The organism is Brakhagea baltica, from assembly GCF_052161605.1.
Taxonomy (GTDB): domain Bacteria; phylum Planctomycetota; class Planctomycetia; order Pirellulales; family Pirellulaceae; genus JBKCUI01.
The window spans coordinates 3010849-3037195 of record NZ_CP197409.1 but is presented as its reverse complement, the minus strand read 5'-3'; the positions used below and the strand labels follow the sequence as shown (position 1 = coordinate 3037195).

The following is a 26347-nucleotide window of genomic DNA, read 5'->3' as shown; positions in this document are numbered from 1 at the left end:
ACCAACATGCAATCCATCATTCAGAAAATTGCTTGCCTCCAACGAAGACAGTTTCTGCGTCATTCGATCCTTGGTTCGGCCGCGTTGGCAACATTGCATTCCCCAAGTGCTGCAAAATCGCATTCCATCAGCGATGCTAGACCGATCCAAGCTCCTCATTTTGCCCCGAAAGCCAAGCGAGTTATCTATCTCTTTCAATCGGGCGGTCCCTCCCAATTTGAGATGATGGATTACAAGCCCAAGCTGTCGGAGCTCCATGGAACAGAATTGCCGGACAGCATTCGCCAAGGGCAACGGCTGACCGGAATGACATCGGGGCAGAAGAGCTTCCCGGTGGTAGCCCCCAAGTTCAAATTTTCCCAACATGGTTCTCAGGGAGTTTGGCTGAGCGAGTTGTTGCCGCACACCAGCAAGATCGTCGATGACATTTGCATCGTGCGATCAATGCATACGGAGGCCATCAACCATGACCCAGCGATCACGTTCATGCAAACCGGTTCGCAGCAGCCCGGTCGTCCCTCGATGGGGGCTTGGTTGAGCTACGGTCTAGGGAGTGAGGCCGAAGACTTGCCGGCCTTCGTGGTAATGATTTCTCACGGAACCGGCAACGATGCCAATCAAGGATTACTAGATCGATTGTGGGGGAGTGGATTTCTGCCATCAAGTCACCAGGGGGTGAAATTCCGTAGCGGTTCGGAACCTGTACTGTACTTGAACGATCCCAACGGGCTGGACCGTGACCTGAGGCGATCCATGCTCGATGGGCTCGCGGAGATGAATGAGTTGCAGTTGGCACGCGACGGTGATCCGGAAATCGCCACTCGTATCGAGCAATATGAGATGGCCTTTCGCATGCAAGCTTCGGTTCCCAGCTTGACCGACCTCACAGATGAGTCCGAAGCCACGCTTGAGCTCTATGGGGCGCACGTCAAGAAGCCTGGCAGTTTTGCAGCAAACTGTTTGATGGCTAGGCGGATGGTGGAGCGAGGAGTGCGGTTCGTTCAGTTGTACCATCGAGGTTGGGACAATCACGGAAATTTGCCATCGAACATTCCGAAGCAGTGCGACGACATCGACCAAGCCCAAGCCGCCTTGGTGACAGACCTCAAACAACGCGGGCTGCTCGAGGATACACTCGTCATTTGGGGTGGAGAGTTTGGCAGAACGGTTTACAGCCAAGGTTCGTTGCAGGACGACTACGGCCGAGACCATCATGGACGTTGTTTCAGCATGTGGATGGCGGGGGGCGGAATCAGGCCCGGAGCAGTTGTCGGTGAAACCGATGATTATGGCTACAATATCGTGTCGGATCCGATCCATATTCACGATCTTCATGCCACTTTGCTTCATTGCCTGGGCTTTGATCACGAGCGATTGACTTATCGTTTTCAAGGTCGTGATTTTCGGTTGACCGACGTCCACGGTCGCGTGGTAGAAAAGCTGCTTGCGGGTTAGACTAAGGGGGAGAGCTTGATTTTCTGGCCTGGAGCATCTTCATGTGCTCCGCCATATGTTCCATCTTAGCGGTCGAATCCTAGTAGACATTTCGCCTTGAACCACCAATAATGGAGGATTATTCCTTCTTCTCGCCTAAAGTTTTGTTAGATCTCCAAAGGGGCTCACCATGAAAAGGTCTTGGCTTCAGATCGTTGGTATCGTTGTAGCTGGCCTAGCAACGAGCGGCTGTGGAAGTAATCCCAGCCAAACGGCAGATTCAACTGGCAGCTCGGCCGGCCCAGGATCTGGACAATACAGTCCTCCTCCGTCTGCACCAAGCCAGGGCTCGATGGGGGGAGGATTCGGAGACGCAGATGATTCCGACGATGGCTCAGGTAACTCCGTTCAGTCGGGCTATGGGGGGGCCTCAAGCGGTAGTCCTTCGAGTGGGTCGTCTGGTTCTGGAGCGCCACCCTACGGAGCCGGATACGGCGCTGCAACAGGCTATGGCGGGGGTGGTCCCGGGGGCCCAGGGACGGGGGACTCAGGTGGCTACGGCGCTGATTCTGGATACGGAGGTTCGGGTGGGGCAGGCTCGCCTCCTTATGGCGACGGGTACGGTGCCGCTACGGGATATGGAGCTAGCAGGCCTATGGCAGCCGGACCCGGTGCAGCCGGCCCCGGTTTATCTGGCCCCGGTTTATCTGGCCCCGGTTTATCTGGCCCCGGAATGGGAGTCTCGAGTGGTTATGGCTCTGCACCTTCTAATTCGGGATACGGGTACGGTTCGGCCCCGGGTGGCAATGCGGGTGGCATTGCCGGTGGGCCCGGGAACATGGGTGGAATGGGTGGCAATTCGTCGCCAACTCCCCCCAGACCAGCAGCACCGAAAAAACTAAGCTTGGAAGAACGATCCAAGATTGCCTTTCAAGCAGGCAATTATTCCAGGGCCTACGAACTAGCATACGCCCACAGTCTCATGAGCGCGGATGCGGAAGCTATGAAAGTCGCTTCGGCATACCGTGCAGCCCCCACCAAGAGCAGCCCAGCCTTAGGGATTCAAGTAGCAGTTGGATTGATTCTTCAAAAACCGGATGGGGTAACGGACCTAAAGCCCATCGGAACAGATTGGGAGTCCATCACGGGTAGCAGTGGGAGCGGCCGTGGCGGTGGACGCGGCCCCGGCATGAGTGGTCCGGGAATGGATGGATCTGGAATGGGAAGCTTCGGTATGCCGGGAATGGGCGGTATGCCTGGAATGGGGGGCACAGAAACAAGCTCCCCGACAGGTGCAAAGGCACTTAATGACGCTGCTGGGGCCTTGGCGACCAACTTTATTGATGCGTTTAAGGAGCATCACGAAGAAGGGAAATGGAGCGTTCTCTTCCAAGCAGAAGAGTACAAAGGCAGGGCTGCTTCGACTGGCCAATCAGGAATGGCGGGGTATGGAGATGGCATGGGTGGAATGGCCGGCCCGGGGGGCTATGGACCGGGTATGGGCGGACCGGGTATGGGCGGACCGGGCATGGGCGGACCGGGTATGGGCGGACCGGGTATGGGCGGACCGGGTATGGGCGGACCTGGCATGGGCGGACCTGGCATGGGCGGACCTGGCATCGGTGGACCGGGGGGATTTGGTGCGGCTGGCGGAAGTGATGGAGATTCTGGACCTACTGGTGGCTCTTTGCAGTTTCGTCGGCAAACCAGACCCGGCAGGCCTGGGCTGGGTGCTGGTGGTGCAGGTAGTGATGGAGACGATGGCGCCGGTATGCCTGCGGGCGGACTCGCTGGTCCGGGATCCGGCGAAATTGGGCTTAGCGGACCAGGTGGCACTATGGGAGATGGCGGGTATGGCGCTGCCCCCAACATGGGTGGTTACGGAGCAGCTCCAGGCATGGGCGGCTATGGCTCCGCACCGGATATGGGCGGATACGGCTCGGCTCCAGGAATGGGAGGGCCAGGCATGGGGGGCTACGGTGGAGCTCCTGGAATGGGTGGACCTGCGGGTGCTGGCGGAGCAGCCAGCGTGGGCAGGCCAACCATCGATCCTGCGGACATCAGGCTCGACCGGAGCATAACTCCTCTCGCTCCATGCCTGCACTACATCGGAACTGGTGACGCAAAGAGCCTTATGGAGACCGCTTTCGAAGCTGGTTACGACGTCCTAGTTCTCTTCGAGGTCGAGGTAACACAGAATCGTCGCAACAATGTCGTGACCAACACGGCCTTTATCCGATGTCTCATTCCTGCCGACACACCCAAGAACGCTGAGAACATCGTCAAGTCGAAACCATTGATTAATCGTGATGTCGCTCAAGCTCGCCGCAAAAACGAGAACGACGGAGTGAGTGATGTGGTCAAGTCGGTCTTTAGGAAACTCACAGAACGAGCTGCATTGCAGCCAATTCCGGAAAAGTTGACTCCCGATTACGTCATCAACAAACGCTTACCAGCCATTCTGGGAAGTGAAAAGATGTCAACACTGAGCAAGCTCTCAGAAGTCAATTTCTACTATCACAAGGGGTACTTGGACGAAGCACAGCGATTCGATTTCTTTGAGCGGATTACCAGTGAGCTCGCAAATGATATTCTGAGTGAAGACTTAGAGCTACGCGAATCAGCAATTCTCGAATTGCTTAACGGCTAATTGGCATGTTGTGGTTACAACGGTGGGTGACAAAGATTCGAGAGGGAATCTCGAATCCTGGGGTGATAGCAGCTAGGATCGTAGCAGTTGTTGGCGTTTTATCGGGGGCCTGCTTCGTACAGGCCGCCCAAACGTCCGAAGAGCTTGATTTTTTTGAATCTAAGGTTCGGCCCTTATTAATTGATAAATGTTTGGACTGCCATTCTCACGAAACCGAGACTAGCGGCGGCCTCAGTCTCGACTCCCGCGAAGATTGGATGAGAGGTGGCGACCTCGGCCAAGCCATCTCTCCCGAAGACTGGGAAGCTAGCTTGGTCTGGAAAGCGGTCAACTATCGAGACCCGCATCTGCAGATGCCACCTGACGGAAAGTTGAAAGATCGGGAACTGGAGGTTCTTAAGCAATGGCTATCCTCCGGTGCAGTCGACCCACGATTGCCAACCTCAAAAGCAACATCCAAGCAGCACGGACTGAGCGTAGAAGAAGCCAAGAGCCATTGGGCTTACAGGCTACTGGATGACTCTCTTTGTGTTCCGGGTAGCCATAGGGCAGCGTCCCCGATCGACGCTTTTTTAGAGGAAGCTCAGTCGCGACGTGATCTCATGCCCGGAACTCTGGCGAGCCAGGAGGCTATCAAACGCCGACTGTTTCTCGATCTTACCGGGATGAATGCACCCGCTGTTTCGGAGACATTAAACTCGGGATCATCCCGTTCCGAGACAACCGGGACAGACGATTATCAACTCTTGGTCGACGAGCTGCTCGCCTCACCCCGCTTTGGCGAACATTTTGCCCGGCACTGGATGGATGCCGTTCGCTTTGCTGAGTCCATAACGCTCCGTGGCTTTGTGCTACCCGATGCTTGGCGATACCGTGAGTATTTGATCGATTCCTTTAACCACGACCACCCGATCGATCAATTCATCATCGACCAAATCGCGGGCGATCTCATAAAAGACGAGCACTGGATCGATCTGCAACGCAAACATGCCGCCGCCTCCATGTTAGTGCTTGGAGACACCAATCTTGAGGAGCAAGACAAAAAGCAATTAGAGATGGATTTCATCGACGAACAAATCGATGTACTTGGCAAAGCGTTTCTCGGACAAACCATTAGCTGCGCTCGCTGCCACGACCATAAGTTCGATCCCATTCCCACGAAAGACTACTACGCAATCGCGGGAATTCTTAAATCGTCGAATTCCATGGAACACGACAATGTCTCCCGATGGATCACCAACCGTCTGCCCCTAGACCCGGAATCGGAAAAACAATTCCTGGCAGCCGAAGCCCAAGCAAACATGCTAAAGAGTGAAATCGATCGAATTAAAAAGTCGCTATCAGCCCTTAGTGGTACGTCCTCCATCAAAAAGAGCTCGCAGTTAACCGGTATTGTGATTGACGATTCGCAAGCGGAGCTCGTTGGGGATTGGAAAAAATCGACCCATCATCCCGCATACGTCGATGAAGGCTATCTGCATGATGGGCATAATTCTTCCCTGCTTATGTCGGCTACCTTTAGACCCAACGAATTACAACCCGGAACCTATGAGATTCGAATCGCCTATGCATTCGGTGACAATCGAGCATCCAACGTTCTAGTGAGAATTTTCAGTGCCAACGGTGAGGACAGCAAGCTGGTAAACCAACGCAAGAAGCCCTCGCTGGATGGCCTCTGGTACAGTTTGGGCCAATATCAATTTGAACAAGGAGGTAGGGCCGAGGTCGAGATCTCGAATTTTGAAGCTAACGGTCACGTAATCGTTGATGCGATTCAGTTCCTCTCGATCGAGAACTTGGACGACCAATCAAAGCCAGCCTTGACTATAGCTCCCGCCCAGGCTGAGGCTACGGAAACGGAGTTGAAATCGCAGTTAGTTGAGTTGGAGAAACAATGGAACAGCCTCAAAACGATCGTCGCACAACGTCCAACCGTCATGGGAGTAAAGCCAGTTCCCTCGCCAAAGGATCTAGCCATTCACATAAGAGGTTCGGTTCATCAACTTGGTAGCCTATCACCGCGAGGTTTTTTGCAATTTCTGACTACTCCCTCAACTCCATCTATCACCGAGAACAGCAATGGGCGTAGTGAGTTGGCCAAATGGATTGCATCGAGCGATAACCCACTCACAGCACGCGTTTACGTCAACCGTATTTGGTCAAAACTGATGGGAAGTGGGCTGGTAATGACCCTCGATAACTTTGGCACGACTGGTGAGCCCCCCTCCAATCAGCAATTGCTAGACTGGCTCAGTTTGCAATTCATGAAAAACGGATGGTCTACCAAATGGCTTGTGAGAGAGATCGTTACGTCGGAAGCCTATCGTCGGACTTCGGTAGTAACCGCCGAGCAGCTCGAACGAGATCCCGACAACGTGACATTCTCACGGGTTAGCATCAAGCACTTGCCCCCTGAGGCGATGAGAGATTCTTTGCTACAAGCAAGCGGTGAGTTGGATCTAGAAGTCTTACGTCGCAGCAATTTCCCTGCATCGCTCAAAGAGGATTACGGATTCCAGCACGTTGGTACGTACCGAACAGTCTACGGGCCATGGTTTCGCAATTCGACTCCCCAGCTTTATCAGGAGTTCGATGGCCCCAACCTCAGTTTTTCAACCGGTGCTCGCAATACAACGATCACTGCGCCACAAGCCCTCGCCCTCTGGAATAGTTCTTGGATTGCCGATCGATGCCAGCGGATTGCAGCTCGCGTGTTGAAAGATTCCAAAGACCGCGAATCAGCCATTTTACAACTCTATTCGGTGCTTTTGAATCGCTCCCCAAGCCATGACGAGGTACGCTTGGCCACCGAGATTCTGGTCAATCTCGATGAACAATGCGTCGCTGATTTGGCGAAACAGTTAATCGCCAGCTTAGATTTTCGGCTGGTCGAATAGACGCATACAACCCCCAAAGAATCGCATCGAACCCGAGCATCTACATTTTTCGTTTTTATGAAGCAACAGGAATCAACTCCCGATCGTGGCCGACATGGCGTTGTAGCCGTCATAAAAGAAGACTCTCGTTATTTAGTCATCAGACGATCGCAATTCGTTCGCGCTCCGAATCTTTTATGTTTGCCCGGGGGTGGCATTGAGCTGGGGGAAAGCTTTGAGCAAGCCATGCATCGCGAGCTTCACGAGGAACTAGAGCTAAGTGTTACTGTCGAGCGTCATCTCTGGACCTCGACCACCAATTGGGGCACACGATTGGAATGGATGCTGTGCAGCCGCCATCCCGAGTCACACCCCAGACCGAATCCCGACGAGGTCGCCGAAGTCCTATGGTTGCAAGCCGACGAAATGCGCCATCGATCTGATTTGCTGGGTAGTTTACCTGAGTTCCTGGATGCGGTCGGGCGAGGCGAAATTCAGCTCAGGTAGCACTTCATCACACCACGAGCAACAAGAAATTTTGTAGCCCGGTACAGCTTAGTTTTAGGGTAGCGGGAATCGTCAAGCGTTTCGAATTGGGCTGGGCTATTTGTTGGATGGGATAATTTCTCGGAAGTAAATCCCGGTCGTTGCGTTGGGATCTTCTTTTCGAGCCGTAGAGCCTCCGGAAATGAACCGAATCGGCGCATCCTCTTGTTTTGCAGTGCGAGAAGCATCCGAATCGCGAGTGGTTTCCGATCTGGCTTCCAAATCGTTTTGGTTCATAAGGTCGTTGTTCCAAAGCGCTTTGGTGTCCATGCCATTGGGAGCGCGAAGCAGGTTGTCACGTATCGAGCCTCGAGAGTTCTCGTTGGACGGAAGCGTTGAAGGAATTTCGAGCTTTCCGCTTCGATCGATGGGAGCTGGCTTGGCGGAGTCGATTTCGGTTTGATTGCTACGGTTCCACGGCAGGAGCCCGCCATGCAATGGTGTCTCAGTAGGTGCCGGTGGGCTCATCCTGCTGGTTGCTTCCGAGGAATTCACCAGATGGTCCGTCGTCGCTTTTTGAACCGTATTCGCTCCCTGATACCGAGGTTGAATCACCGAATCGGGATCCGCAACGCCACCCATGCCCGGTTGGTTACTAGGCGAGTAACCTGGTGCATAGGTCGACTCAGCTCCCGGCAACACGGCACCATTGCCAACTCCCGTCGAACTCGGTGCGAATCCGCTATTGGGCTGCGAAGTTCCATAAGGTTGTGAAACACCAGCCGAGGGAAAGGGGCTAAAGGTCGGCTCACCGATCGGTTGGATGCTGGTTGCCCCCGGGATGTACGGCAGATTGGAGTTCACTCCGCTTTGGGGCAGAATGGCAGTGGGCGCTTGATTCGGTATAGGACACATGCCGTTGGCACATGCAGCATTGGTTCCGGAGCCGATGGCTGGCGAAAAGCTGGTAGCCGGTGCAATGTTACTGGTAGCCGGCAAACCGGAGTTAGGCAATGGAGTCCATGTGGCACCTGGTTGTTGTACGGGAGTAGGCGCTGCGAACGTGGTCGGGGAGCTGTAAGCCGGTGCGTTGTAAGCGGGATAGCTCGTTACCGATCCCGGCGTGATGGGAATACTGTTGCTGGTGTTGAACGCCCCGGCCGGTGAGTTCAGGGGCATCAGGGGGGCAGTTGGGAACGTCGTCGCCGGAAGAGAACTGACAGGCATGCCGATCGAGGTTCCAGAGTTACCGTAGGGGGCGAAAGTGCCGGAGTTCGGCAGTGTTTGGTAGCCAGGATAATTGGCAGTAACTCCCAAACCTGCTGGATTGTAGCCAGGTCCTGTAATGCCAGGCCATTGATTTCTTTGTAAACCGTATTCACCCAGAACCGGCTGCGGCGACACCATCGGAACTCGTGACGCTTGGTATTGAAATCCCGTACACGGTTGGAGACTGGTTACGGTCGTACCCAGTCGCGGGTCAAACGCGGTTACTGGGCGATAGTAAGTGACCGGGGTTCGATTCCAGACCGTGTCGTAGGAACCTGTTGGTAGATACGCGGGTACCGTTTGAGGCACTCCAACCGGGATGGGACCAAAGCCGGAATTTGCAGGTGTATTAGGAATCGTTTGAGGGTTTGCGTAGGTTCCGTAGTTCGCGACCACCGCAGCGTAGTTAGATGGAGGAGCGTAATTAGCGGTGACAGGCATTCCAGCCTGAAAGGGAACAGCCCCTGTCCCAGGTGCAACAGGAACGCCAACTTGATAGGGACCTGGTTGCGAGGGTTGGCGTCGATTGATCAGAGCATCCATGAGCGTGCCTGCGTTCGCAGTTTCGCTGTGAGCGCAAAGAGTCAGGCAGCTACCCGCAATCCAACTCGTTAACAGCATTCGCATTTCGACGACTTCCTAATGACGATATGATAAGTAGTGACAGCATTTGGTGGGCGCAGACCGCCCGCTGACGTAATTGGATGCCATGAACGAGGCCCAGGTCAACAAAAAGTTAAAACAAATTGGTCCGTAACTAAAATGTAGGGCTAGACCCGTTCCGATTGGAGCGATCGTAAGGATTGCACCGTCGCGAATCGAAGCAAGAAAGATTTAGAAATTCCGCTCATGGATTCAGCAAATCTAAACTGGGACAGTTGGTTGTACCGCATAGGCTGTCCCGTCTGGGGCTGCAAAGAATGGGGCGGAGTCGTCTATCCCCAAGGGACATCTAGCTCCGAGTTTCTAACCTGGTACAGCCGCTCCTTCCCGACTGTGGAAGGAAATAGCACGTTTTACGCAGTTCCACCGACCGCGACCTTTGAGAAGTGGCGCGATCAGACGGTCGAAGGCTTCCGATTCTGTTTCAAATTTCCGAAATCCATTTCGCACGATAAACAGCTTTCCTTCTGTGATAGCGAACTAAAGGATTGGTTGCACAAGCTTTCGATTCTAGAGAAAGCCGGGCGGCTGGGGCCGACGTTTCTGCAAATGGGCCCATCCTTTGCCTATCGGAGCTTCGATCGACTCGAGAAATTTCTTCGAGCGCTACCGCGCGATTGGCCTTGGGCTGTTGAGCTCCGACATAGCGACTGGTTCGATGCAGGCCCGCAGGAGGCTCGCCTCGAGGACCTGCTGCGAGAATTGAATATCGATCGTGTCTTGTTCGATTCGAGGCCTCTCAACTCGCAAGATCCATCTGATGTAAGCGAGGCAGCCTCACAAACTCGGAAGCCCAAGAGTCCATTCCGAACCTCTGTAACGGGCACCCGACCGATGGTTCGCTTGATCGGGCGCAATAGTCCCGACGAAGTGGTCGATTACTGGCGATTTTGGGCTCAGCAAATTCATGACTGGATTCAGCAAGGCTTGCAGCCTTGGATTTTTACTCATGCACCGGATGATCGTTTTGCACCGCAGTTGGTGCACTTGTTTGAAAGCAGTATTCAAGCCATCAACGCCGATTTACCCTCGCTCCCTAGAATAAACACACCCAATGATGCGAAAATTAGTCGAACGCCTGTCGTTCGCCAATTGGAATTGTTCTAGCTCAGTTTGCGAAAAAGCTTAACCAGCGGGTACAATGATCTGTGAGGTGGTCCGCTTCAGTATGGGCTGGGGTATGACGCGTTCTTTTCGTTTCCACACACGCCGGATTCGGGGGTTATCCCGAAAGGTTTCATGTCAGCCGAAGATTCTACCTTACAACCCGTTTCGGTCTCGATGACCCCGCTACAGCGTTTTGAAGAGTATCTTCAAAGCAAAGGGTTACGGAATACAGGCCAGCGCAAACTCTTGTTGGAGCACGTGTTTAACCGGCATGAGCATTTCGATGCGGATCAGCTCATGGAGCAACTGCCCGCCAAGGGGGAGTCAAACTACGTTTCTCGGTCCACTGTCTATCGGACCTTGCAAGAGTTTGTTGACGCCGGGTTGCTCAATAGCTTCGAGCTCGGGGGGAGAACCGTCTACGAGCACGATTACGGATACCCGCAGCATGATCATTTGTACTGCACCAAATGCAACAAATTGATCGAATTCACGAGCGATGAGCTTATCAAAATTCGCAATGAAGTTGCGAGAAAACATCGGTTCCGGGCCCGTGAGCATCGCTTCATTATCCACGGCGTTTGCGACGACTGCGCCAGAAGCCGTTCCAAGGGACGGATCCAAGACCGTGTGTGAGTTTTGCAAAACGGGTATTCAAAACGGCAGGGTTCTCTAAACTATCGGCCCTGAAAAACGCGGAGTACTTAGAACGCGTGACGTTAATCTGGAGCTGGAATAAGCATGACGAATCGAAAAGGTAGTGATTTTGCTGGAGTGGGTGTTGCGATTGTGACCCCGTTTCGCGATGGCGCTTTGGATGTGGATACGCTCAAAAAGCAAATCGAGTTTCAGATCGCTGCCGGAACAAACTTTTTGGTTCCTGTTGGGACAACTGGCGAGTCTCCGACGCTGAGTCACGAAGAGCACGAGCGGGTAATCGGCGAGGTTATTCAATTGGCCGCTGGGCGTTGCAAAGTCATGGCGGGTACCGGTAGCAACAGTACGGCCGAAGCATTACGTCTGACAAAACGCGCTGCCAAAGAGGGAGCAGACGCATCCTTGCAAGTCGCCCCCTACTACAACAAGCCGACGCAAAAAGGATTCTATGAGCACTTCAAAGCGATCGCTGAGGAGGTGGGAATCCCGCATTGCGTTTACAACATTCCTGGCCGCTCGGCCAAGAACATCGAACCTGAAACCATCGCGAAGCTTGCTGAGCTTTCTAACATCACCATGGTAAAGGAAGCGACCGGCTCGCTCGACCAATGTTCGCAGATCCTCAACACGACCGATCTTACCGTTTTGAGCGGTGACGATTCTCTGACCCTCCCAATGATGAGTATCGGTGCTGAAGGGGTCATCTCGGTTGCGGGCAACATCGTTCCGACCGCATTGATTGAGATGGTCAAGGCGGCTAGCAGCGGTGATTTCATGACAGCCATGGCGCTTCACCATCGACTGTTTCCTCTCTGCCGCGATATGTTGTCGCTAGCAACCAACCCCATTCCGGTCAAAGGTGCGATGAAGTTGTTGGGGCGTGACACCGGCGAACTCAGGCTGCCTATGACAGAATTGGAACCAGAGCAGTTTAAGTCGCTCGAGCAAACGCTCAAGCACTTTGGCCTTTAACATCGAGCAAAACACTTGTAACCGGCCCCTGGGCACGCTTCATAGCCTCTGGGGGGCATCCAAAACTCCTTGGGGCCAGTGACACTATTATGATTACGGTCAACTCATCCAATCTAGTAATTCAAGTCCTGGAACACGTTCGAAATCTACAATATTGCTTGTGACAACGACCATTCCGTGAGTTAACGCGATCGATGCAATGCGAAGATCCATCACGCCGATTCGGCAACCATTCGATCGAAGGCGTGCAAACTCGTCTGCAGACTTCTCGGAAAATGATACAAGTTCGTTGGCTGCAAACGCGGTTAGCAACACTTCAAACCGATTGTAAGCATTGATGTCCGACTCTTGTGACTTGGGATTTGCGACGTACTTAAGCCACCCATTCATAACTTCGTGAAACGTGACGATCGACGTGAAGCAAAACCTACGTCCTGCGTGCTCCATTTTCGTCACCAATTTTTCATACTGCGGACCTTTCTGCAATTGGAGAATGGTCCAGTGGTCCGTATCTAGCAGGTAGAACGTTTACTCCGAGTTCTGCTTGCGATCGGCGTCTCGCTCAGCCTTGGCGAGTTCAAAAATTTCGTTCAAGACTTCATCGTCACGGAATCTGTCATCAATTTGCGCAATCGGCCAGTTCTTATCGATTGAGCGATTTTTACGTAGCAGCTCGATCTCTCGCTCCACTTTTGCAAGGCGTTCTTCCACAGTAGCCACACTGAATCTTCTGAATTCAACTTCTTCGATATGTTTCACTCTCCCCAATCAGTCTATCAAAACCCTTGGGTTAGATGAAAGCTCGAAGTTAACATCCAGGGCTGGTGGGGTCGGGTCAGGACGCCCAGGTTGAATGCTGAACTGGATGGCTGCCCTGGTACATCCAATAGTTTTTTATTACAGCATACATCAACATTATTCTACGAATTGCCGTCACCTAATCCGCGCCGCGGCGTCTGAAATATCATCAGTATCTAAGGCTTAAAGTGTCTTGAGGGTAACCGTTCACGATCTGTCGGCATGGAACGGTTGCAGTATCCGTACATGTCTCGATAGCCTTAAATCTAACGATTCGCCGATCAAGTCGGCGGGATTTGTGGGGCATGAATGGTATCCGTGTGTTTAGCGAGAAACGTAACTTGCCCCACAGTAAGCATGGGGCATTTTCGCATAAACTACGTTCCGCTTTCTTCCTGTTGAATCTTGTTCTTCTCTGCCGCTTGAATGAGTCGACCGTACAAATCCAAAACCTCTTTCATGGATTGATGAAGTCGATCGTTCGAAGCGGATTGGTTTGTTAAGCCCTCGATGACCGGCTTTAAGCCATCAAATAGCAACTGATACTGACCGCGTATGAGATCCGCGATCACTCGCGGAACCGCGTGCTGAACAATGATCTTGGGATCCGGAATAAGCTCACTGGGATGTTTCGACGCAACCGATTTCTCTGCCTCGGGTGCCGGTGATTGCTCCTGAAGAAGTTTGGATTCCAGCGATTCGCGATGCAGTTTGCCCATGGAATCGAGTACGCCATGTATCGAATCCAACCCGTCTTTTAGACTCAATAGCGAAACTAAGAACTGCGCCGAAGAATCCTGCTCAGACAGCCCCTTGAGTCGATTCTTCTCTGAGAACGACCGTTTGATATTTTGCCAGCGTTCCTCCTCTTGAGGAGTCATCGAACCCAAAAGTTCTTTAAACTTGAGTAGATTCGATTCCCCATCCTTGGAAAGGGTTTGCGCATCTTGCTCAAAACTGGAAACGACCGTCTGCATTAGCTCCGAGTCGTTCATAACCGACACGACCTTCTCCGCGATGCGATTCATGTTCCGATAGCTACCTTGTAGCTTGAACGGTGGCTCGGTTCGATAATCATCGGATTGAGCAGCACTCCGAATGTACTCGCGATTGACCTTGAGAACGATATCTCGAACCCGATGCAACTTTCTTAAGACTTGGTGCATTTCACTCACCGCATCTGGAGAAAGATTGGATTCAAACTCCATTGGCTCTACGGTTTCAGACGCGGCGGCTGCGATTAGCTTGCGTTGGTCCTTCATGGATGCACGGGCAAGCGGCTGGAGAGAGGTATTGCTCGTTAAGCAATTTTCCAAGTAGGACTGCTCAAAGGCTCCAACGTTGCCACCGATGATTTCCCCTAAGTTGTATACATCCGCACGATTGGCTAGCATGTCCGGAATTTGAAATCTCTGTCCCGATTCGGTGTACGGGTTACCTGCCATGACAACGGCAAACTTTCGCCCTCGCAAATCGTAAGTCTTTGACTTGCCCTCCCAAACACCTTCTATACGACGAGTTGCATCGCAAAGGGGAATAAACTTTTGCAATAGCTCCACGTTGCAATGCTGGATATCGTCCAGATACAACAACGTATTGTCTCGCATCTCGAGTGCCAGATTGATTCTTTGTACCTCATCTCGTGCCGCTGCATTGGGAGCCGCCGATGGATCGAGCGAGGTCACCTCATGACCAAGAGCTGGACCATTGACTTTGACAAGAACCAACCCCAAACGACTCGCAACATACTCCATCAACGTCGTCTTGCCGTAGCCAGGTGGACTGATCAATAGAAGCAAACCCATGCGATCAGTTCGCTTGTTCTCGTCCGCACTACCAATCTGCTTGGCAAAATTGTCACCGATCCTCGGCAAATACACTTCGTCAATCAACTGATTACGCACGAAGCTTGTTAAGACCCTCGCCTTGAGGTCGCTGACTTTCAAGCGAGCAGCAGCCTGCTCGATTTGCTTTTGCTTTTCGGCATGCAGTGAATACCAACGGTGCACAATCGAGCTGTGAAAAGATTTCAAGCGACCGCGAAACTCATGCACGTGGAGCTTGAGAACGCCATTCTGTATCAGGGGGTGATCACCTACCAATTCGCTGACATTTGCTGTCACTTCGCTACGACTGGGACTGATGCTCAATGGCAATGAGGTTCGGCTCGATTTCAGTAAAAGCAGAATCGCTAGTTCTTCGCGATAGTCATCGGCTGGATCATCACCTGATGCCTCGACGGTTAGACTGCGTTGGTGACCAAGGAATTTGTCGATGGCAATTGCTGCGATTCGCCACGCTTGCATCGGTTCTTGTATCGCCCGCGAAATCGATGCGACAATCCCTTGAACGCCATCAGTATCTAGCTCACTTTGAAGCAATTCCCAGAGTCGTAAGGCTTGGCTGCTAAACTCAGGTAACCATTGACTCTCGTCGACGATCGATCCCTTTTCCAATCCAGCTCGTGTTTGCTGGTACAGGTAGCTTGCACCTTCTTCGATGTCGAGTGAATCACCCCAAGGATTTATTCGTTCAAGCTCGATGCGAATGAACTCCGCAACATCAACCTTGTTGCCGAAGTTAGCTGCCTTGTTGTTAGTTTGACTCGATGCACTGAGCCGATCGCGTAGTTTCTCTGCCATGAGAATCTCTGCTCGAATCAGCTCGATCATTTGCCCCTTCTTGGCTGATGGCAGCAAATACTCCCACACAAACCACGCGAGAGCACGGGTCTTCGGGGCCGTTCTTAACAACCCGAGCGGTTGGCTCAGTTCTAAATAAGACGTTACGATAGCCGCAGTATCCCGATCGTGAACTCCACGTGAGTAACCTTCTTGATAGCGAGCCTGCATGCGAGTTCGCACCCATTCGATTCGCTCCTCGGAGTTAAATTCATGCCACTGATTTCTCAGATTAGCATCAGCCTCAAATTCACTGATGATTGTATATGCCAGGTATTCGCCACGATAAACCGCTTGAGATTCACTGGGCAGGTGCTGGTCCCATAAATCACGATTCGTGTCGAGTTCCGGGCTGTTCATCCGTTCGAAGAAATCGGTACCCGTGATGTGCAACCAAAGCTGCTCATTGCGTGCAACAGTGGTTAGTTCAACCGGTTGGTCGTTGACGCTAAAGGTGTGCGTTCCGAGCTTGATCAGCTTTCCGTTGCCCGATAGCAGTTCGCGTTTGTCGTGCTGCTGGCGCACGGCGTCGTCGGCGATCGTTCGCAATTTGGAAAGGACATCGTCTCTACGGACGGTATCACCCAATTCCAAAAGCTGGTTCGCAATGCCGCGAACCTTGTCGACCATCAAGTCGGAAGCAAAATAACTTTGTAGCTCCTGAGGATCAAGAATCCTGGAGGAGCGAGAGGAAATGCCGGATAGTATTCGTTCAGCAGCGGCCACCAAGCCATCCGCTCGCCTCGTTCGTGCAGCAACCAGCTGTTGACGGCGATTTTCGAAGGCATCGCAAACTCCTTGACGGATCTCTGCCAAGCGAACGAGCAGTGTATCGGACTCAGCGTAACGAGCCTCGATCTCTTCGATTTGAAGCAGCAACCGGCCCAAGGCGGAATCCACCTTCTCCGGGGTGTCGGCGCTCTCCAATGCTGAGGCGGTTGCGTTATCCAACAGTTTGGACTGGGAAGCAAAGTCGGCTTCCAATTCTCGTTCTACCGTTTCGCGGAGCCTCGTCCTCAATTGCGAGCGAGCGCGATTCAATCCGGCTAAGCAGTCAGCGATGGAGTCGACAATTTTTGTGCGCTGTGCGAGGTCGTCAATCTTGAGTTGCGAGACCGTCTCCATAAGCAACTCGAGAGCTTCGCCGATCGCGACCAAATCGGTATCCAGCGATCGCCCTTCGGCAGTACCCTTAACATTTGGGATTTTGCGTTCGATCTCAGTCGTTTGCTGCTGATAACCTTTTAAGGATGCAGGATTGAGCAAAAACTGAACGCAGTGGCTGCCTAGTCTGTCTGTTGTTTGAACGAGGGCCGTCTCGGTGGTCGCGATTCGCTCTTCGTCGGAGTAACGAAGCTCGCGCAGAGATACGGCATTGCCACGCATTTTCCTCAGAGAAGCGAGTTGGTTCACGAAGTCATCGATCCGCTCGAAACGGCTTCGATCGATGGTGGCGATTAGATCCTTGGCTTCTTGTTCAAAGGAAGTAATCGCTTTTTCCGTTTCTTCTCTTACTCGAATCACTTTATCGAATTCGTCCACCGCGGCTCGTGCAGCCTCGCGGATGACTTGAACCGGTTCGGCGAGCGAGCAGACCTCTTCGCGGTCTAGCCAGAAGTAACCATCGAGAACGTTGGTCGCCATCTTTTCCAGATCGGCGTACAGATCTGCGTAGGCCTCGTCCTTGTCGATCAAAGTGAGCAGTTCGGAACATGCGGCCATTCCTCTGACCAGTTCTTGATTCCCGATCTTGAACAAGAACGAAGAAGTATCAACCTCGGGTGTGAAATTTGGCGAGGCGAATGGCGTTTGCCAAAGCTGAAGATTGTGATGTTTTTGCGGACTACTGCTGGCTCGGAGCGTCAGCATCCGACCGTCATCGCAGAACCCTTGCCCATTGCAGACTCGAGGAGTTTCGACATCCTGTTTGATCAAATTGTATTGAAGCTGAAGAAAGTTTCCGGTCGTCGGTTGATAGAACAGAAACAGAAAGTCTTCGCCGTTAGGGGCTTTGATCAGACGATCAAAATGGAGGTTAGTCAGTCCATGATCGAAAAGACGCGTTTGCCCCGTTTGCAAGGCGAAGCCATTGGAAAAAATGATTCCGTGGTCGTCTGGCAAATAGACGCATGCTGAACCGATGGCATCCAGCCGCGTTACTGATGCAAGCTTGCTATTGAATAGGAGGTGACGATACTCCTTTTCCAAGTAAGGCCGAACACGCAGCAGTATGAGTTGGTTTACGACCGCAAAAAATGTTTCCGCATCGTCGAGCGTTTGGTCAGCGTTCTCGACAGGTTCACGGTAGATCCCTAGACCGTCCTCCGTATTGTCTTCGATCTTGACGGTCAAGTCGCCGTGAATGCACTCAACGAAGAGCTTGTCTTGAATCGAGATATGAGGGTGCTTGCCGTGTCGATGGTTTTCACGAGTTGCACGTTGCCAGGTAAAGGCATGTTGTGACGGGAGCCGAATTTCTGCTTCGCTTCGATTGTCAACGTATCGATACTGATCTCCGTCGATGACCCATTTAAACGCTTTGATGTTCGAGGCATTTCTGCCTACCTGAAAGACCAGGTACAGATGGGTGTGTGTCGAAAAGAATCGCAGGAACGTCGCGTTCTTGTAGTAGCGATATAGTTCGGTAAAGTCTCGGCGAAACTCGGGTGATGCCAAAATGTCGAGCGATGCAGCGTGCATATGCTCGCCATCGAATCTATGGATCGATAACACATCCTCGGGTTCGATTTCTGATTTGAAACCGAATTGAACGTTTGCTCCCAAAATCACGGTCTGTCCATGAACGAACAAGTCCTGTGGGATGCAATTGTGTGTGGTTACCACATGGACCGTCGAGAGCAGTTTGGTTTCGATATTACCGAAAACCTCAGCTCTCGCGGCATGCAGTTTTTCAAATCGGGCACGTAGGTCGTTCGCCGATTGTCGCAGCCGACTGCGGAGAACTTCGTAAGCGCCCGATGCAATGCTAGTCTGCATGATCGGGTTGGCTTACTTTTTAGGTAGGAGTTGTGCGATCGGGGTATCTGCCAGATTCAATTGATTCGCAATGCCAAGCATTTGAACCAACTGTGGAATCGAACCGTTCGAACTGTTGCTAGCGAGTATGCGACCGACCAACGCGGCAACGCTCAAGTCCTTGAGGTCGCTTGCATTCACGTGGAACTGATCCAGCAGAGCTCCCAAGCGCTCTTTGAACTGATCTGGGCTTCCTGTGAAGAACGTTTCTTTGACATCCGTTGCAACTTGCGAACTCAACACGAATCGGTCGATCGACTTGCCACCTTTTACAGCAGTCGCAATTTGATCGAAGAACTGTCCATCTCCTCCCACGATATCGATCTTGGCTGTTTTGAGGGCTTCGCTTATAACGGCAGCTTGGCTTTCTGCGATATGTTGTTGAGCATGGATCGCAGCGATCTCGATCTGCTTGTCTTTTTCCAGTCGGAGCTTGAACTCTTCGTGATCTTTGCCGACGGAATCGAATTCCTTCATAGCAGCAGCTTTGTCGTTGATACCCTGAGCTTCGGCGGTGTACTTCTCTTGGAGTACGCGAGCTTCCGCAAGTCCTTGTTCTTGGATCGCGACTGCTTTCGCTTGCAGGACTTTCGCTTCGGCCAAACCTTCAGCTGCGTACTCGGCCGCTCTGGCGTCTGCCAATAACTTAAGACCTTGCGATTCTTTCTCTGCACGATCTCGTTCGGCTTCTGCTTCGAGTCGAATTTTGGCTGATAAACTTTCGGCAGCCTTCTTGGCAGCTTCAGCGGCTTTAATTTCCTTGACCAAGGATTGTTCTGCGGCAGCTTCGGCAGCGACCACCTCAACCTTTTTCGCCCGTTCTGCAGTCGCAAAGGCTTCGGTATCGGCGATCTTTTGTTGCTCTTCGACCACGGCGCGTTCGACCATAACACGCTCGCGAATTACCTCTTGGATGTTGCGACGTTCGAGCTCGAGCGCTTTTTCTTTTTCCACGTCTGCCAAGCCGACAGCTCGTTCGCGTTCAATGATCTCTAGGTTCTTATCGCGGGTGATTCGTTCCATTTCGACAGCGTCGGTTCGTTCTTTGCTGCGCTGCGCGACCAGAATCTGGCGGTTCATGTTTTCTGTTGCAATGCCGAGCTCTTCGTCGACAGCAATCTTGGCTCGTTCCGCTTCGAGGCGTTGCTCTTCGCCCACCTTAGCTGCTGCTGCATTCTCGCGGGCTTGGATCTCGGCAACTTCCCGTTTCTGCTTTTCGGTTGCTTCGATACGTTGACGTTCGAGTTCGAGAATTGCTTCTGCGGCTTCGACGTCTTGCTTCTTGAGAGTCTTTTCACGTTCGCGGGTGAAGTGGTTCTCTTTGATTTTTTCTTGCGAGGTCAGCTCGGTGATCTTCTTGATACCTTCGGCATCGAGAATATTGTTCGGGTTAAGCAATTCGAGTCGGGTTTGCTCCAGATAGTCAATCGCACAGTCGTCGAGACGATAGCCGTTCAAATCGGTACCGATAACTTTGAGAATTTCGTTCTTGAACTTGTCTCGTTTATCGTAGAGCTCGACGAATTCGAATTGTTTACCAACCGTTTTTAGGGCTTCCGAGAACTTGGCATCGAAGAGCTCGCGCAAGGTTTCCACTTGGCTGGCTCGTTTGCAACCGATGGATTGGGCAACCTCTTTGATCTCGTCGACGGTCTTGTCAACACGGATGAAGAAGGCGGTCTTGATATCGGCGCGAATGTTGTCGTTACAAATGAGCCCTTCGGAGCCTTCGCGAGCGATTTCAAAGCTCTTCAGGGTCAAGTCCATTTTCTCGTAACGGTGCAGAACGGGGACAACGATGGTCCCTCCGTCGATGACAACTTTGAGGCCACCATATCCAGTTCGGACGATCGCTTCGTCCGGTCCCACCTTGATATAGAAATTGGAGGCTATGGTAAAGAAGGCGAACAAGCCCATCGCCAGAAAGCCAAGCACGATCGCGACATAAACAAGCCACTGTATCGATAGTTGAGCGATGAAGATCGATTCCATAAGATTACTCACTTAGCAAGGTTTGATTGTTGGTAGTGGTGGCTGAAACAATGTAAGTTCGGGACGAGTTGTCGTAGTGCGCGATCCAGACTTTGGTCCCCTTGACTAGTGTTGGACCATCGGTCCGGACATTAAGTAAAAGGGGAGCACCGTCGGTTTTGTAGCGAGCTTGTCCATGTACGGTGGTGGCATCATAGGACCAGATCTCGGCTTCGTGTCCGATGAGGGATCTTGGTGCGAGCCCTTCGGTACCGGCAAAAATGTTCCGAAAGGGATAGGTCAGGTACTTGGTCAAGGGAAGCGAAATGGCGACATTTTTTGCAAACAATCCGGTTGTAACGAAGAAACCAGGGGCACCGAAAAGATGGCTGTCCATTACCAGCCAGAGGGTGATGGAAACAAACCACCAAATCGCAGAGAAGATCAGCGTCCACAGAAAAAAGGGAACAGTGTTTAGGTTTAGCCAACGAACGGGTCCGAGAACGGTCACACCTGCGGCGTCTACTAAGTGATGAGAGGCGGATTCATGAAGGGTTCCGCCAGAACCCACTCCTCCATCTGGAGGCACATCAATGTGCCCTGAGAAGAGGGAAAAGTCATGTCCGATTCCCAATAGAACGGTCGCGAGACTCCACATGCTGACCAAAACCAACAGGATGGTGGCAGGGAGAACGGGAGCGGCGATGAGTGGGGCTAGGATTTCGTTCACGGCAGTGCTTTACGGTTGAATTGGTGGGGGGGCGAAGATCAACGGTCTTCATTCTAAGGATTGCCAGCCCCCGCCAACAACCAGTTTAAGTTTAAAGTCTATTTCCTCTCTCAATCGTGGCGTGATTCGCGGAGGCGATAGGCGCAGTGTAATTGGAAAAAAACTTGTATTCTCGAAAACTTCCTTTCAGGTAGGATAAATCGCGGGTGTCACTGGCGAGTTTGTGCCGCTAGGGTTAGAATGTGCCCGCTTGAGAATGGCAGTGCCGCCGCTGTGGCGAAATGGCAGACGCAGCAGACTTAAAATCTGCTGGGGCGTAATTGTCCCGTGTGGGTTCGAGTCCCACCAGCGGTACTGTGACCTTGTCTTAGTCCCTTTGTAGCGAGGGGCAATTCTTTTCGATGGGCGTGCGATACGTTTCTTTCATCGGCGATAGGTAGTAATAAACTGGGCATTACAATCAATTGTGTTGTGAGGAACAGCGACTATGCAAGATTTGAGTCAGCGAAAACCGGCTAGGAGAACCAGCGAGGTTCCAGAGCTTGTCAGGCGTGAGTTGGCTGCCGGAACAATCGAAACAAAGAATCTCGTGGAATGGTTGGTCGTGGATCGCTTTGTATTGCTCTGCGGTCTGGTCGAAAGCGGGATAATCGAGGCGTCAAAGGGTGAGCTTGCGGAACTGAAGTTGGATCTGGCGTCCGTCGCGGCTTTGAAGCAATCGCAACGAATCGGATTGTTCTTGCAGGACCGCTTAAAGGTAGGGGATGATGCTTGGAAAGCGATGTCAAAGCATACCAGTGATGTCGTTCGCGAGTGGGCGGCTTTAGTTGTCGGGCTATCCGATTTAAAGTTCCCTCGAAAGCTGGCGTGGATCAAGTTGTTTGCTGATGCGGACAATTCAGGTTTGAGGGAGGTTGCGTGGATAGCATTGCGAAGCGATGTTATCAAATCGCCGGAGGCTTGCATCGCGGCTCTCATTCCATGGACGGGCAGTCGGAATGAGCGGCTTAGGCGGTACGCCAGCGAGGTGACTCGCCCATGTGGGGTATGGGCTCCCTATTGTCCGTTGCTTCGTGAGAGCCCGGAGCTAGCGATCCATTTACTCGATCCCTTACATGCGGATGAGTCCAAGTACGTACGGGACTCGGTTGGAAACTGGTTAAACGACGCCAGCAAAACAAAGCCTGATTGGGTGAGGCAAGTTGTAAAAGCATGGTCGGAAAAGTCCGATTCTCCGCATACGAACTACATTGTGCGCCGAGGCTTGCGAACGGTAAAGAAGAGGGAAGAGGCTTAGCTGGGTTACTTCGAGGACGACTGTGCTTCTATCATGCGTTGGATATCGGTTTTGAGCGTGGACATGTAGCGGTGGAATTCTGATTCCAAGGGGCGGAGGTCACCGAAGGAGTCGGTAAAGAGCTTTACCAGGGTTTGTCGTTCAATCATCCCTTGTTCGTCAGCTTGCAGCTCACTGCATTTTCTATAGTAATCCACGAGCTTTTCGAAATGTCTCTCCATGAGGAAATGAGTCAGAGCCCATGCGTAGCCGTAGGCATCGAGCACTGCGTTGTCGGTTTGGGCTGCGTCGAAGAGCAGGTCTGAAACGAGCAGTTCAAGCGGTACAAGCTGTGGCATTCGAGCAATTTTTTTGTAGCCCATCAGGCGGGTTTCGTTAACAGTTCCAACACCGCTCAGGCCAGCTGCGGCGGGAGACTCAAAGTAGGAGGCTAGCCCTTCATGTGCCCATCGGAGCCCGACTGTATTGCGAGGCATGAGGCCTGTATTGCCTGCGAGTTGGTGGATGGCCTCGTGCGAAACGACTTCGATATCGGCTTCCTCGCGAGCGATGCGGAGTATTAAGTCTAGGGAGTTGGCTGTTTGAGCGGTGCTGCGGGAGCTGGATGTACCGCGAGCCTTGAGTTTGGCTTGATTGAGTTCTTCGGATAGTTGAAAGAGTTGTTTCATTTCCTCCGTTGTTCCTTGATCGTAGAAGACGCCAACATTGTCTTTTGTAGACCAGAAGCCGCTAGCGCTTTGCAGGTCGGGATCAAGTGAAGTTGCATAGCGGAGGTAGGTCTTTTCTTCTGCGAATAGCATGATCATTAGGTGTTCTTTGGGAGGATCTAAAACGATCCCATCGAATGCGAATTTGAGGAAATACGATTCGTAAACTTGCTCGAGTAATTTGAGACGTTTCTCGGCTCGTGCGTTGTTTGGTTGTGTGGCAGAACCGAGGTCGTGCAGCATGATATAGTGGTGACTGACAGCAGCATGCATGGCTTGTTTTCCGGTGGTTTCACGGAATTGCCGTTCTGTTTCCGCGTGCGATGCGAGGGGAGCTTTGATGCGTCGCCTCGCTTCTGCCAAGCGGATGAGTGTCGGATTCTCCGGTGCGATTTTGTAGGCATCGCTGCAGCATTGATAGAACTCTTTCAGGAGGCCGTGTTGGAGAGCAAATTTCGCGGCCTCGAGAAAAGCTTCTACCTGTTGGGTGTGGGTTGCTGCGTTGTAGGCTTTTCGAAATTCTTCGCGTCGTGTTGGGGCTTTGATCGCGCGGGCACTTCTCGGGTGGAACGTGATGGAGGAATAACCAGGATAGGTGAATTCCAAAATTGTGGGGCTAACGACTCGCGTTTTGCCTTCGAGGATGATGGGGCGTTTCGCGCCTGGCAGGCTGTAGACGATAAAGTCGGCGTGGCAGCGAGATGGGGGGGCAAGCCATGAGTTTATGAATATGCACAGGGTGAGCAATAAGCTGCTCGAGCGGGTTGGCGACAGCATTGGCAACTCGGTTTGCATAAGGAATCCGGGGCTGCTACGAAAAATAAGAAAGCAGCTCCCGCCCTAATGAATTGGATCTCGGTGACTGCACGATCAGTTACGACTTAGTATAGTCACTAGCCGATGACTATTGTGGTTCGCTTCCCCTCTTCTCCGGTTCGGCTTACATGATTGAGAAATAGTTCTCGACGGCGAAATCGAGGTATTCTTTTTTTAGCTCGGGTGGTACGGAATTGAAGTAACAGTAGGAGCGTACTTGGAGGAGAAGGTCGCGAGGGTGGCAGTTTCGCATGGGTCTGCCGACAGGTTTGTAGTGTTTTTCGATCAGGTAGTCGATCATATCGGCCCGGTGGGGGATTCGCAGCGACTTGCACATGATCTCGAAGAGCTTGCGAAAGGCGGGTTCTTCGGGGTTTGTGACTTCAATTTTGTAGGGAATACGTCGTAAGAAAGCGTCGTCGACGAGATCTTTTGGTTCAAGATTGGTGCTGAAGATGACCAGTTGGTCAAAGGGGACTTGGACTTTTTTGCCGCTGCTAACGCTAAGGAAATCGTACCGTTTTTCGAGGGGGACGATCCATCGGTTAAGAAGTTCGTCGACGCTCATGCGTTGCCGGCCGAAGTCGTCTATCAGCAAGACACCGCAGTTGCTTTTGACTTGAAGAGGGGCGTCGCAGATGTTGGTTTCGGCATTCCTTGCAACTTCGAGCATGGCCATGGTGAGTTCCCCGCCGGCGACGATGGTTGGTCGGCGGATTCGGACCCAACGTTGATCGATTTGGGTATCGCGCAGCATGCTATTCGATGATTCCAGCAAAGCTTCCTCGTGGTTCAGCGGGTCAAAGATACGCATGATTTCGCCGTCGATCGTGACCGCTCTTGGAATCCAGATGAATTCTCCGAAGGACTTGGTGACACGTTCGGCGATGCTAGTTTTGCCGTTGCCGGGGTAACCAAAGAGGAACATTCCTCGTCCGCTGTTGACCGCTGGGCCGAGCCGGGAGAGGAGAGCGGGAGCGATCAAGAGGTCGGAGAAGGCGCGTCGAAGATCCTCGCTGGTCGGATGTTGGTGTTCGACGGATTGCAGTTTAACCGATTGGATGTAGTGTTCGAGGGGGACAGGAGCGGCCCCGAAGTAGGTAGTTTTTTGGACATGTCGACGCGCACGGTCACGACCGGCATCGGTGAGGGTGTGGATGTAGTCGTTTAGGGCGGTTGAGCCCAGGTAGCAGGTCAGTTGTTGAGCCTTGAGTCGGTTAAGGGTCGGTTCAACCAGTCGAAACGGGAGTTTGAGTTGGTCGGCGATGGCTCGACCGGCGGATTCTCCACGGTTGAGGAGATATCGCATGGCGATTTCTTCAACCACTTGTCCGTTTAGGCCTGCCAGTTCCAAGGACTGCGGTTCGAGGGGGAGCATTGGCTCTTTAGGATCATGAGTGACTTTCAGAAGGCCGATGTTCGTCGCAATAGGAGGAGGGACGACGGCAGGGCTTGGTGGGGGAGAGGTTGGTGGAGGCGAGACGGTCGCTGGCGCGAGACTCTGGGCGGGGGGCGTGATGTTTTGGGCGATTTGCGGAGTCTGAGGCGTTGCGGGGGGGGCACCGGCCTGATTAGCCAATCGATAGATTCGCTCGAGAGCTTCCTCGAGCGATCCCGAGGTGTTTCCTTTTTTGGAAGCTGGTTCGGGATTGGTGGTTCCACGGCTTTGGGGATTGCTGGGGAGTTGGTTCATTTGGCAATTCTGCTGATTTGCGAGCGTTCGAAATCCATTTTGTCGAAGTAAGTGCTATCTACTCGGGTCGGAATTGTCGGTACTTCTGCGTGAGGAAAAGAGGGTAAGCGGGGCGGGGGAAGTTAGTTTGTGCCCTAGAAATCGCTAGGATTTGATTGATCGCATCCGGGTCTGGGGACTGTGACCGTTCGGTATCCCAAAAATACTTCTAGGATTTTTGTCTTTGCCCCTTGCGACGAACGGCGAGGGTCTATATCTTTTCGCCTCCTCGCTGCGGACGACTTCGGAAGTCAGCTGCGGGGCGAAGAGTCGAAAAAAAGAATCTTCAGAAAAACAAAACAAAGCCTTGACAGATGCCGATAACCTCGGTTACCATGTTAGGCCCACTGAAACAAAGGTTGTTCGGGTTGGCGAGTGAAAGCTGGCTTCCTGGGCGAAAAAGGCTTGGGTTTTGGTGGTAAATTGATCTTTGACAATCCGGTGGATGAGTTTGATAGATGTTTT

16 protein-coding genes and 1 tRNA gene are annotated in these 26347 nt (G+C 52.4%); 9 read left to right on the top strand and 8 right to left on the bottom strand.

The genetic code is table 11. The features are described 5' to 3' along the window. Positions 1–6 precede the first annotated feature (6 nt). The 4 genes from SH449x_RS11245 (at position 7) to SH449x_RS11230 (ending at position 7467) form a co-directional block, all read left to right on the top strand. Positions 7–1455 (top strand): DUF1501 domain-containing protein, encoded by a 1449-nt coding sequence (locus SH449x_RS11245; RefSeq protein WP_482381430.1) that lies wholly within the window; start codon positions 7–9, stop codon positions 1453–1455. A gap of 169 nt (positions 1456–1624) precedes the next feature. After that, entirely contained in the window at positions 1625–4084 is a 2460-nt protein-coding gene (locus SH449x_RS11240) for a hypothetical protein (RefSeq protein WP_482381429.1), read from the top strand. A gap of 5 nt (positions 4085–4089) precedes the next feature. Beyond that, positions 4090–6981 (top strand): DUF1553 domain-containing protein, encoded by a 2892-nt coding sequence (locus SH449x_RS11235; RefSeq protein ID WP_482381428.1) that lies wholly within the window; start codon positions 4090–4092, stop codon positions 6979–6981. A 57-nt stretch (positions 6982–7038) separates the two neighbouring features. After that, positions 7039–7467: an NUDIX hydrolase gene (locus tag SH449x_RS11230; RefSeq protein WP_482381427.1), complete on the top strand. Its 429-nt coding sequence runs from the start codon at positions 7039–7041 to the stop codon at positions 7465–7467. 96 nt (positions 7468–7563) lie between these two features. On the opposite strand, the gene SH449x_RS11225 is transcribed toward SH449x_RS11230, so the two are convergent. Beyond that, on the bottom strand, positions 7564–9342 hold the full coding sequence (locus SH449x_RS11225) for a hypothetical protein (RefSeq protein ID WP_482381426.1): 1779 nt from the start codon (positions 9340–9342) through the stop codon (positions 7564–7566). A gap of 222 nt (positions 9343–9564) precedes the next feature. Between SH449x_RS11225 and SH449x_RS11220 the strand changes: the two genes are divergently transcribed. From SH449x_RS11220 to dapA, 3 genes are all read left to right on the top strand, one after another. Then, complete coding sequence (locus tag SH449x_RS11220; protein ID WP_482381425.1) at positions 9565–10485, top strand: DUF72 domain-containing protein; 921 nt, start codon at positions 9565–9567, stop codon at positions 10483–10485. Between the two features lie 132 nt (positions 10486–10617). After that, positions 10618–11121, top strand: a complete 504-nt coding sequence (locus tag SH449x_RS11215) for a Fur family transcriptional regulator (RefSeq protein ID WP_482381424.1) — start codon at positions 10618–10620, stop codon at positions 11119–11121. A gap of 105 nt (positions 11122–11226) precedes the next feature. Further along, positions 11227–12114, top strand: coding sequence for a 4-hydroxy-tetrahydrodipicolinate synthase (dapA, locus tag SH449x_RS11210; RefSeq protein WP_482381423.1), 888 nt, complete (start codon positions 11227–11229; stop codon positions 12112–12114). 99 nt (positions 12115–12213) lie between these two features. Here the strand turns inward: dapA and SH449x_RS11205 are convergent, their stop codons facing one another. The 5 genes from SH449x_RS11205 to SH449x_RS11185 form a co-directional block, all read right to left on the bottom strand. Beyond that, positions 12214–12633 (bottom strand): type II toxin-antitoxin system VapC family toxin, encoded by a 420-nt coding sequence (locus SH449x_RS11205; protein WP_482381823.1) that lies wholly within the window; start codon positions 12631–12633, stop codon positions 12214–12216. A 9-nt stretch (positions 12634–12642) separates the two neighbouring features. Next, positions 12643–12834: a hypothetical protein gene (locus tag SH449x_RS11200; RefSeq protein WP_482381422.1), complete on the bottom strand. Its 192-nt coding sequence runs from the start codon at positions 12832–12834 to the stop codon at positions 12643–12645. Between the two features lie 455 nt (positions 12835–13289). Continuing rightward, the gene (locus tag SH449x_RS11195; RefSeq protein WP_482381421.1) at positions 13290–18590 is read right to left on the bottom strand and encodes a DNA repair ATPase; all 5301 of its coding nucleotides are present in this window, start codon (positions 18588–18590) and stop codon (positions 13290–13292) included. Between the two features lie 12 nt (positions 18591–18602). Beyond that, positions 18603–20621: a flotillin family protein gene (locus SH449x_RS11190; protein WP_482381420.1), complete on the bottom strand. Its 2019-nt coding sequence runs from the start codon at positions 20619–20621 to the stop codon at positions 18603–18605. A gap of 4 nt (positions 20622–20625) precedes the next feature. Further along, complete coding sequence (locus SH449x_RS11185; protein WP_482381419.1) at positions 20626–21330, bottom strand: hypothetical protein; 705 nt, start codon at positions 21328–21330, stop codon at positions 20626–20628. Between the two features lie 267 nt (positions 21331–21597). On the opposite strand from SH449x_RS11185, the gene SH449x_RS11180 reads away from it, so the two are divergent. Then, positions 21598–21684 (top strand) — tRNA-Leu (locus tag SH449x_RS11180). Between the two features lie 133 nt (positions 21685–21817). Further along, entirely contained in the window at positions 21818–22627 is an 810-nt protein-coding gene (locus SH449x_RS11175) for a DNA alkylation repair protein (RefSeq protein ID WP_482381418.1), read from the top strand. Positions 22628–22632: 5 nt separating this feature from the next. On the opposite strand, the gene SH449x_RS11170 is transcribed toward SH449x_RS11175, so the two are convergent. Together SH449x_RS11170 and SH449x_RS11165 are read right to left on the bottom strand one after the other, a co-directional pair. Further along, the gene (locus SH449x_RS11170; RefSeq protein WP_482381417.1) at positions 22633–24111 is read right to left on the bottom strand and encodes a DUF1570 domain-containing protein; all 1479 of its coding nucleotides are present in this window, start codon (positions 24109–24111) and stop codon (positions 22633–22635) included. Positions 24112–24274: 163 nt separating this feature from the next. After that, entirely contained in the window at positions 24275–25843 is a 1569-nt protein-coding gene (locus SH449x_RS11165; protein WP_482381416.1) for an AAA family ATPase, read from the bottom strand. Between the last annotated feature and the right edge of the window lie 504 nt (positions 25844–26347).

Coding starts and splice junctions, on each gene's coding strand:
- SH449x_RS11245 (WP_482381430.1), top strand. CDS start 7: ATGCAATCCATCATTCAGAAAATTGCTTGCCTCCAACGAAGACAGTTT.
- SH449x_RS11240 (WP_482381429.1), top strand. CDS start 1,625: ATGAAAAGGTCTTGGCTTCAGATCGTTGGTATCGTTGTAGCTGGCCTA.
- SH449x_RS11235 (WP_482381428.1), top strand. CDS start 4,090: ATGTTGTGGTTACAACGGTGGGTGACAAAGATTCGAGAGGGAATCTCG.
- SH449x_RS11230 (WP_482381427.1), top strand. CDS start 7,039: ATGAAGCAACAGGAATCAACTCCCGATCGTGGCCGACATGGCGTTGTA.
- SH449x_RS11225 (WP_482381426.1), bottom strand. CDS start 9,342: ATGCGAATGCTGTTAACGAGTTGGATTGCGGGTAGCTGCCTGACTCTT.
- SH449x_RS11220 (WP_482381425.1), top strand. CDS start 9,565: ATGGATTCAGCAAATCTAAACTGGGACAGTTGGTTGTACCGCATAGGC.
- SH449x_RS11215 (WP_482381424.1), top strand. CDS start 10,618: ATGTCAGCCGAAGATTCTACCTTACAACCCGTTTCGGTCTCGATGACC.
- dapA (WP_482381423.1), top strand. CDS start 11,227: ATGACGAATCGAAAAGGTAGTGATTTTGCTGGAGTGGGTGTTGCGATT.
- SH449x_RS11195 (WP_482381421.1), bottom strand. CDS start 18,590: ATGCAGACTAGCATTGCATCGGGCGCTTACGAAGTTCTCCGCAGTCGG.
- SH449x_RS11190 (WP_482381420.1), bottom strand. CDS start 20,621: ATGGAATCGATCTTCATCGCTCAACTATCGATACAGTGGCTTGTTTAT.
- SH449x_RS11175 (WP_482381418.1), top strand. CDS start 21,818: ATGCAAGATTTGAGTCAGCGAAAACCGGCTAGGAGAACCAGCGAGGTT.
- SH449x_RS11170 (WP_482381417.1), bottom strand. CDS start 24,111: ATGCTGTCGCCAACCCGCTCGAGCAGCTTATTGCTCACCCTGTGCATA.
- SH449x_RS11165 (WP_482381416.1), bottom strand. CDS start 25,843: ATGAACCAACTCCCCAGCAATCCCCAAAGCCGTGGAACCACCAATCCC.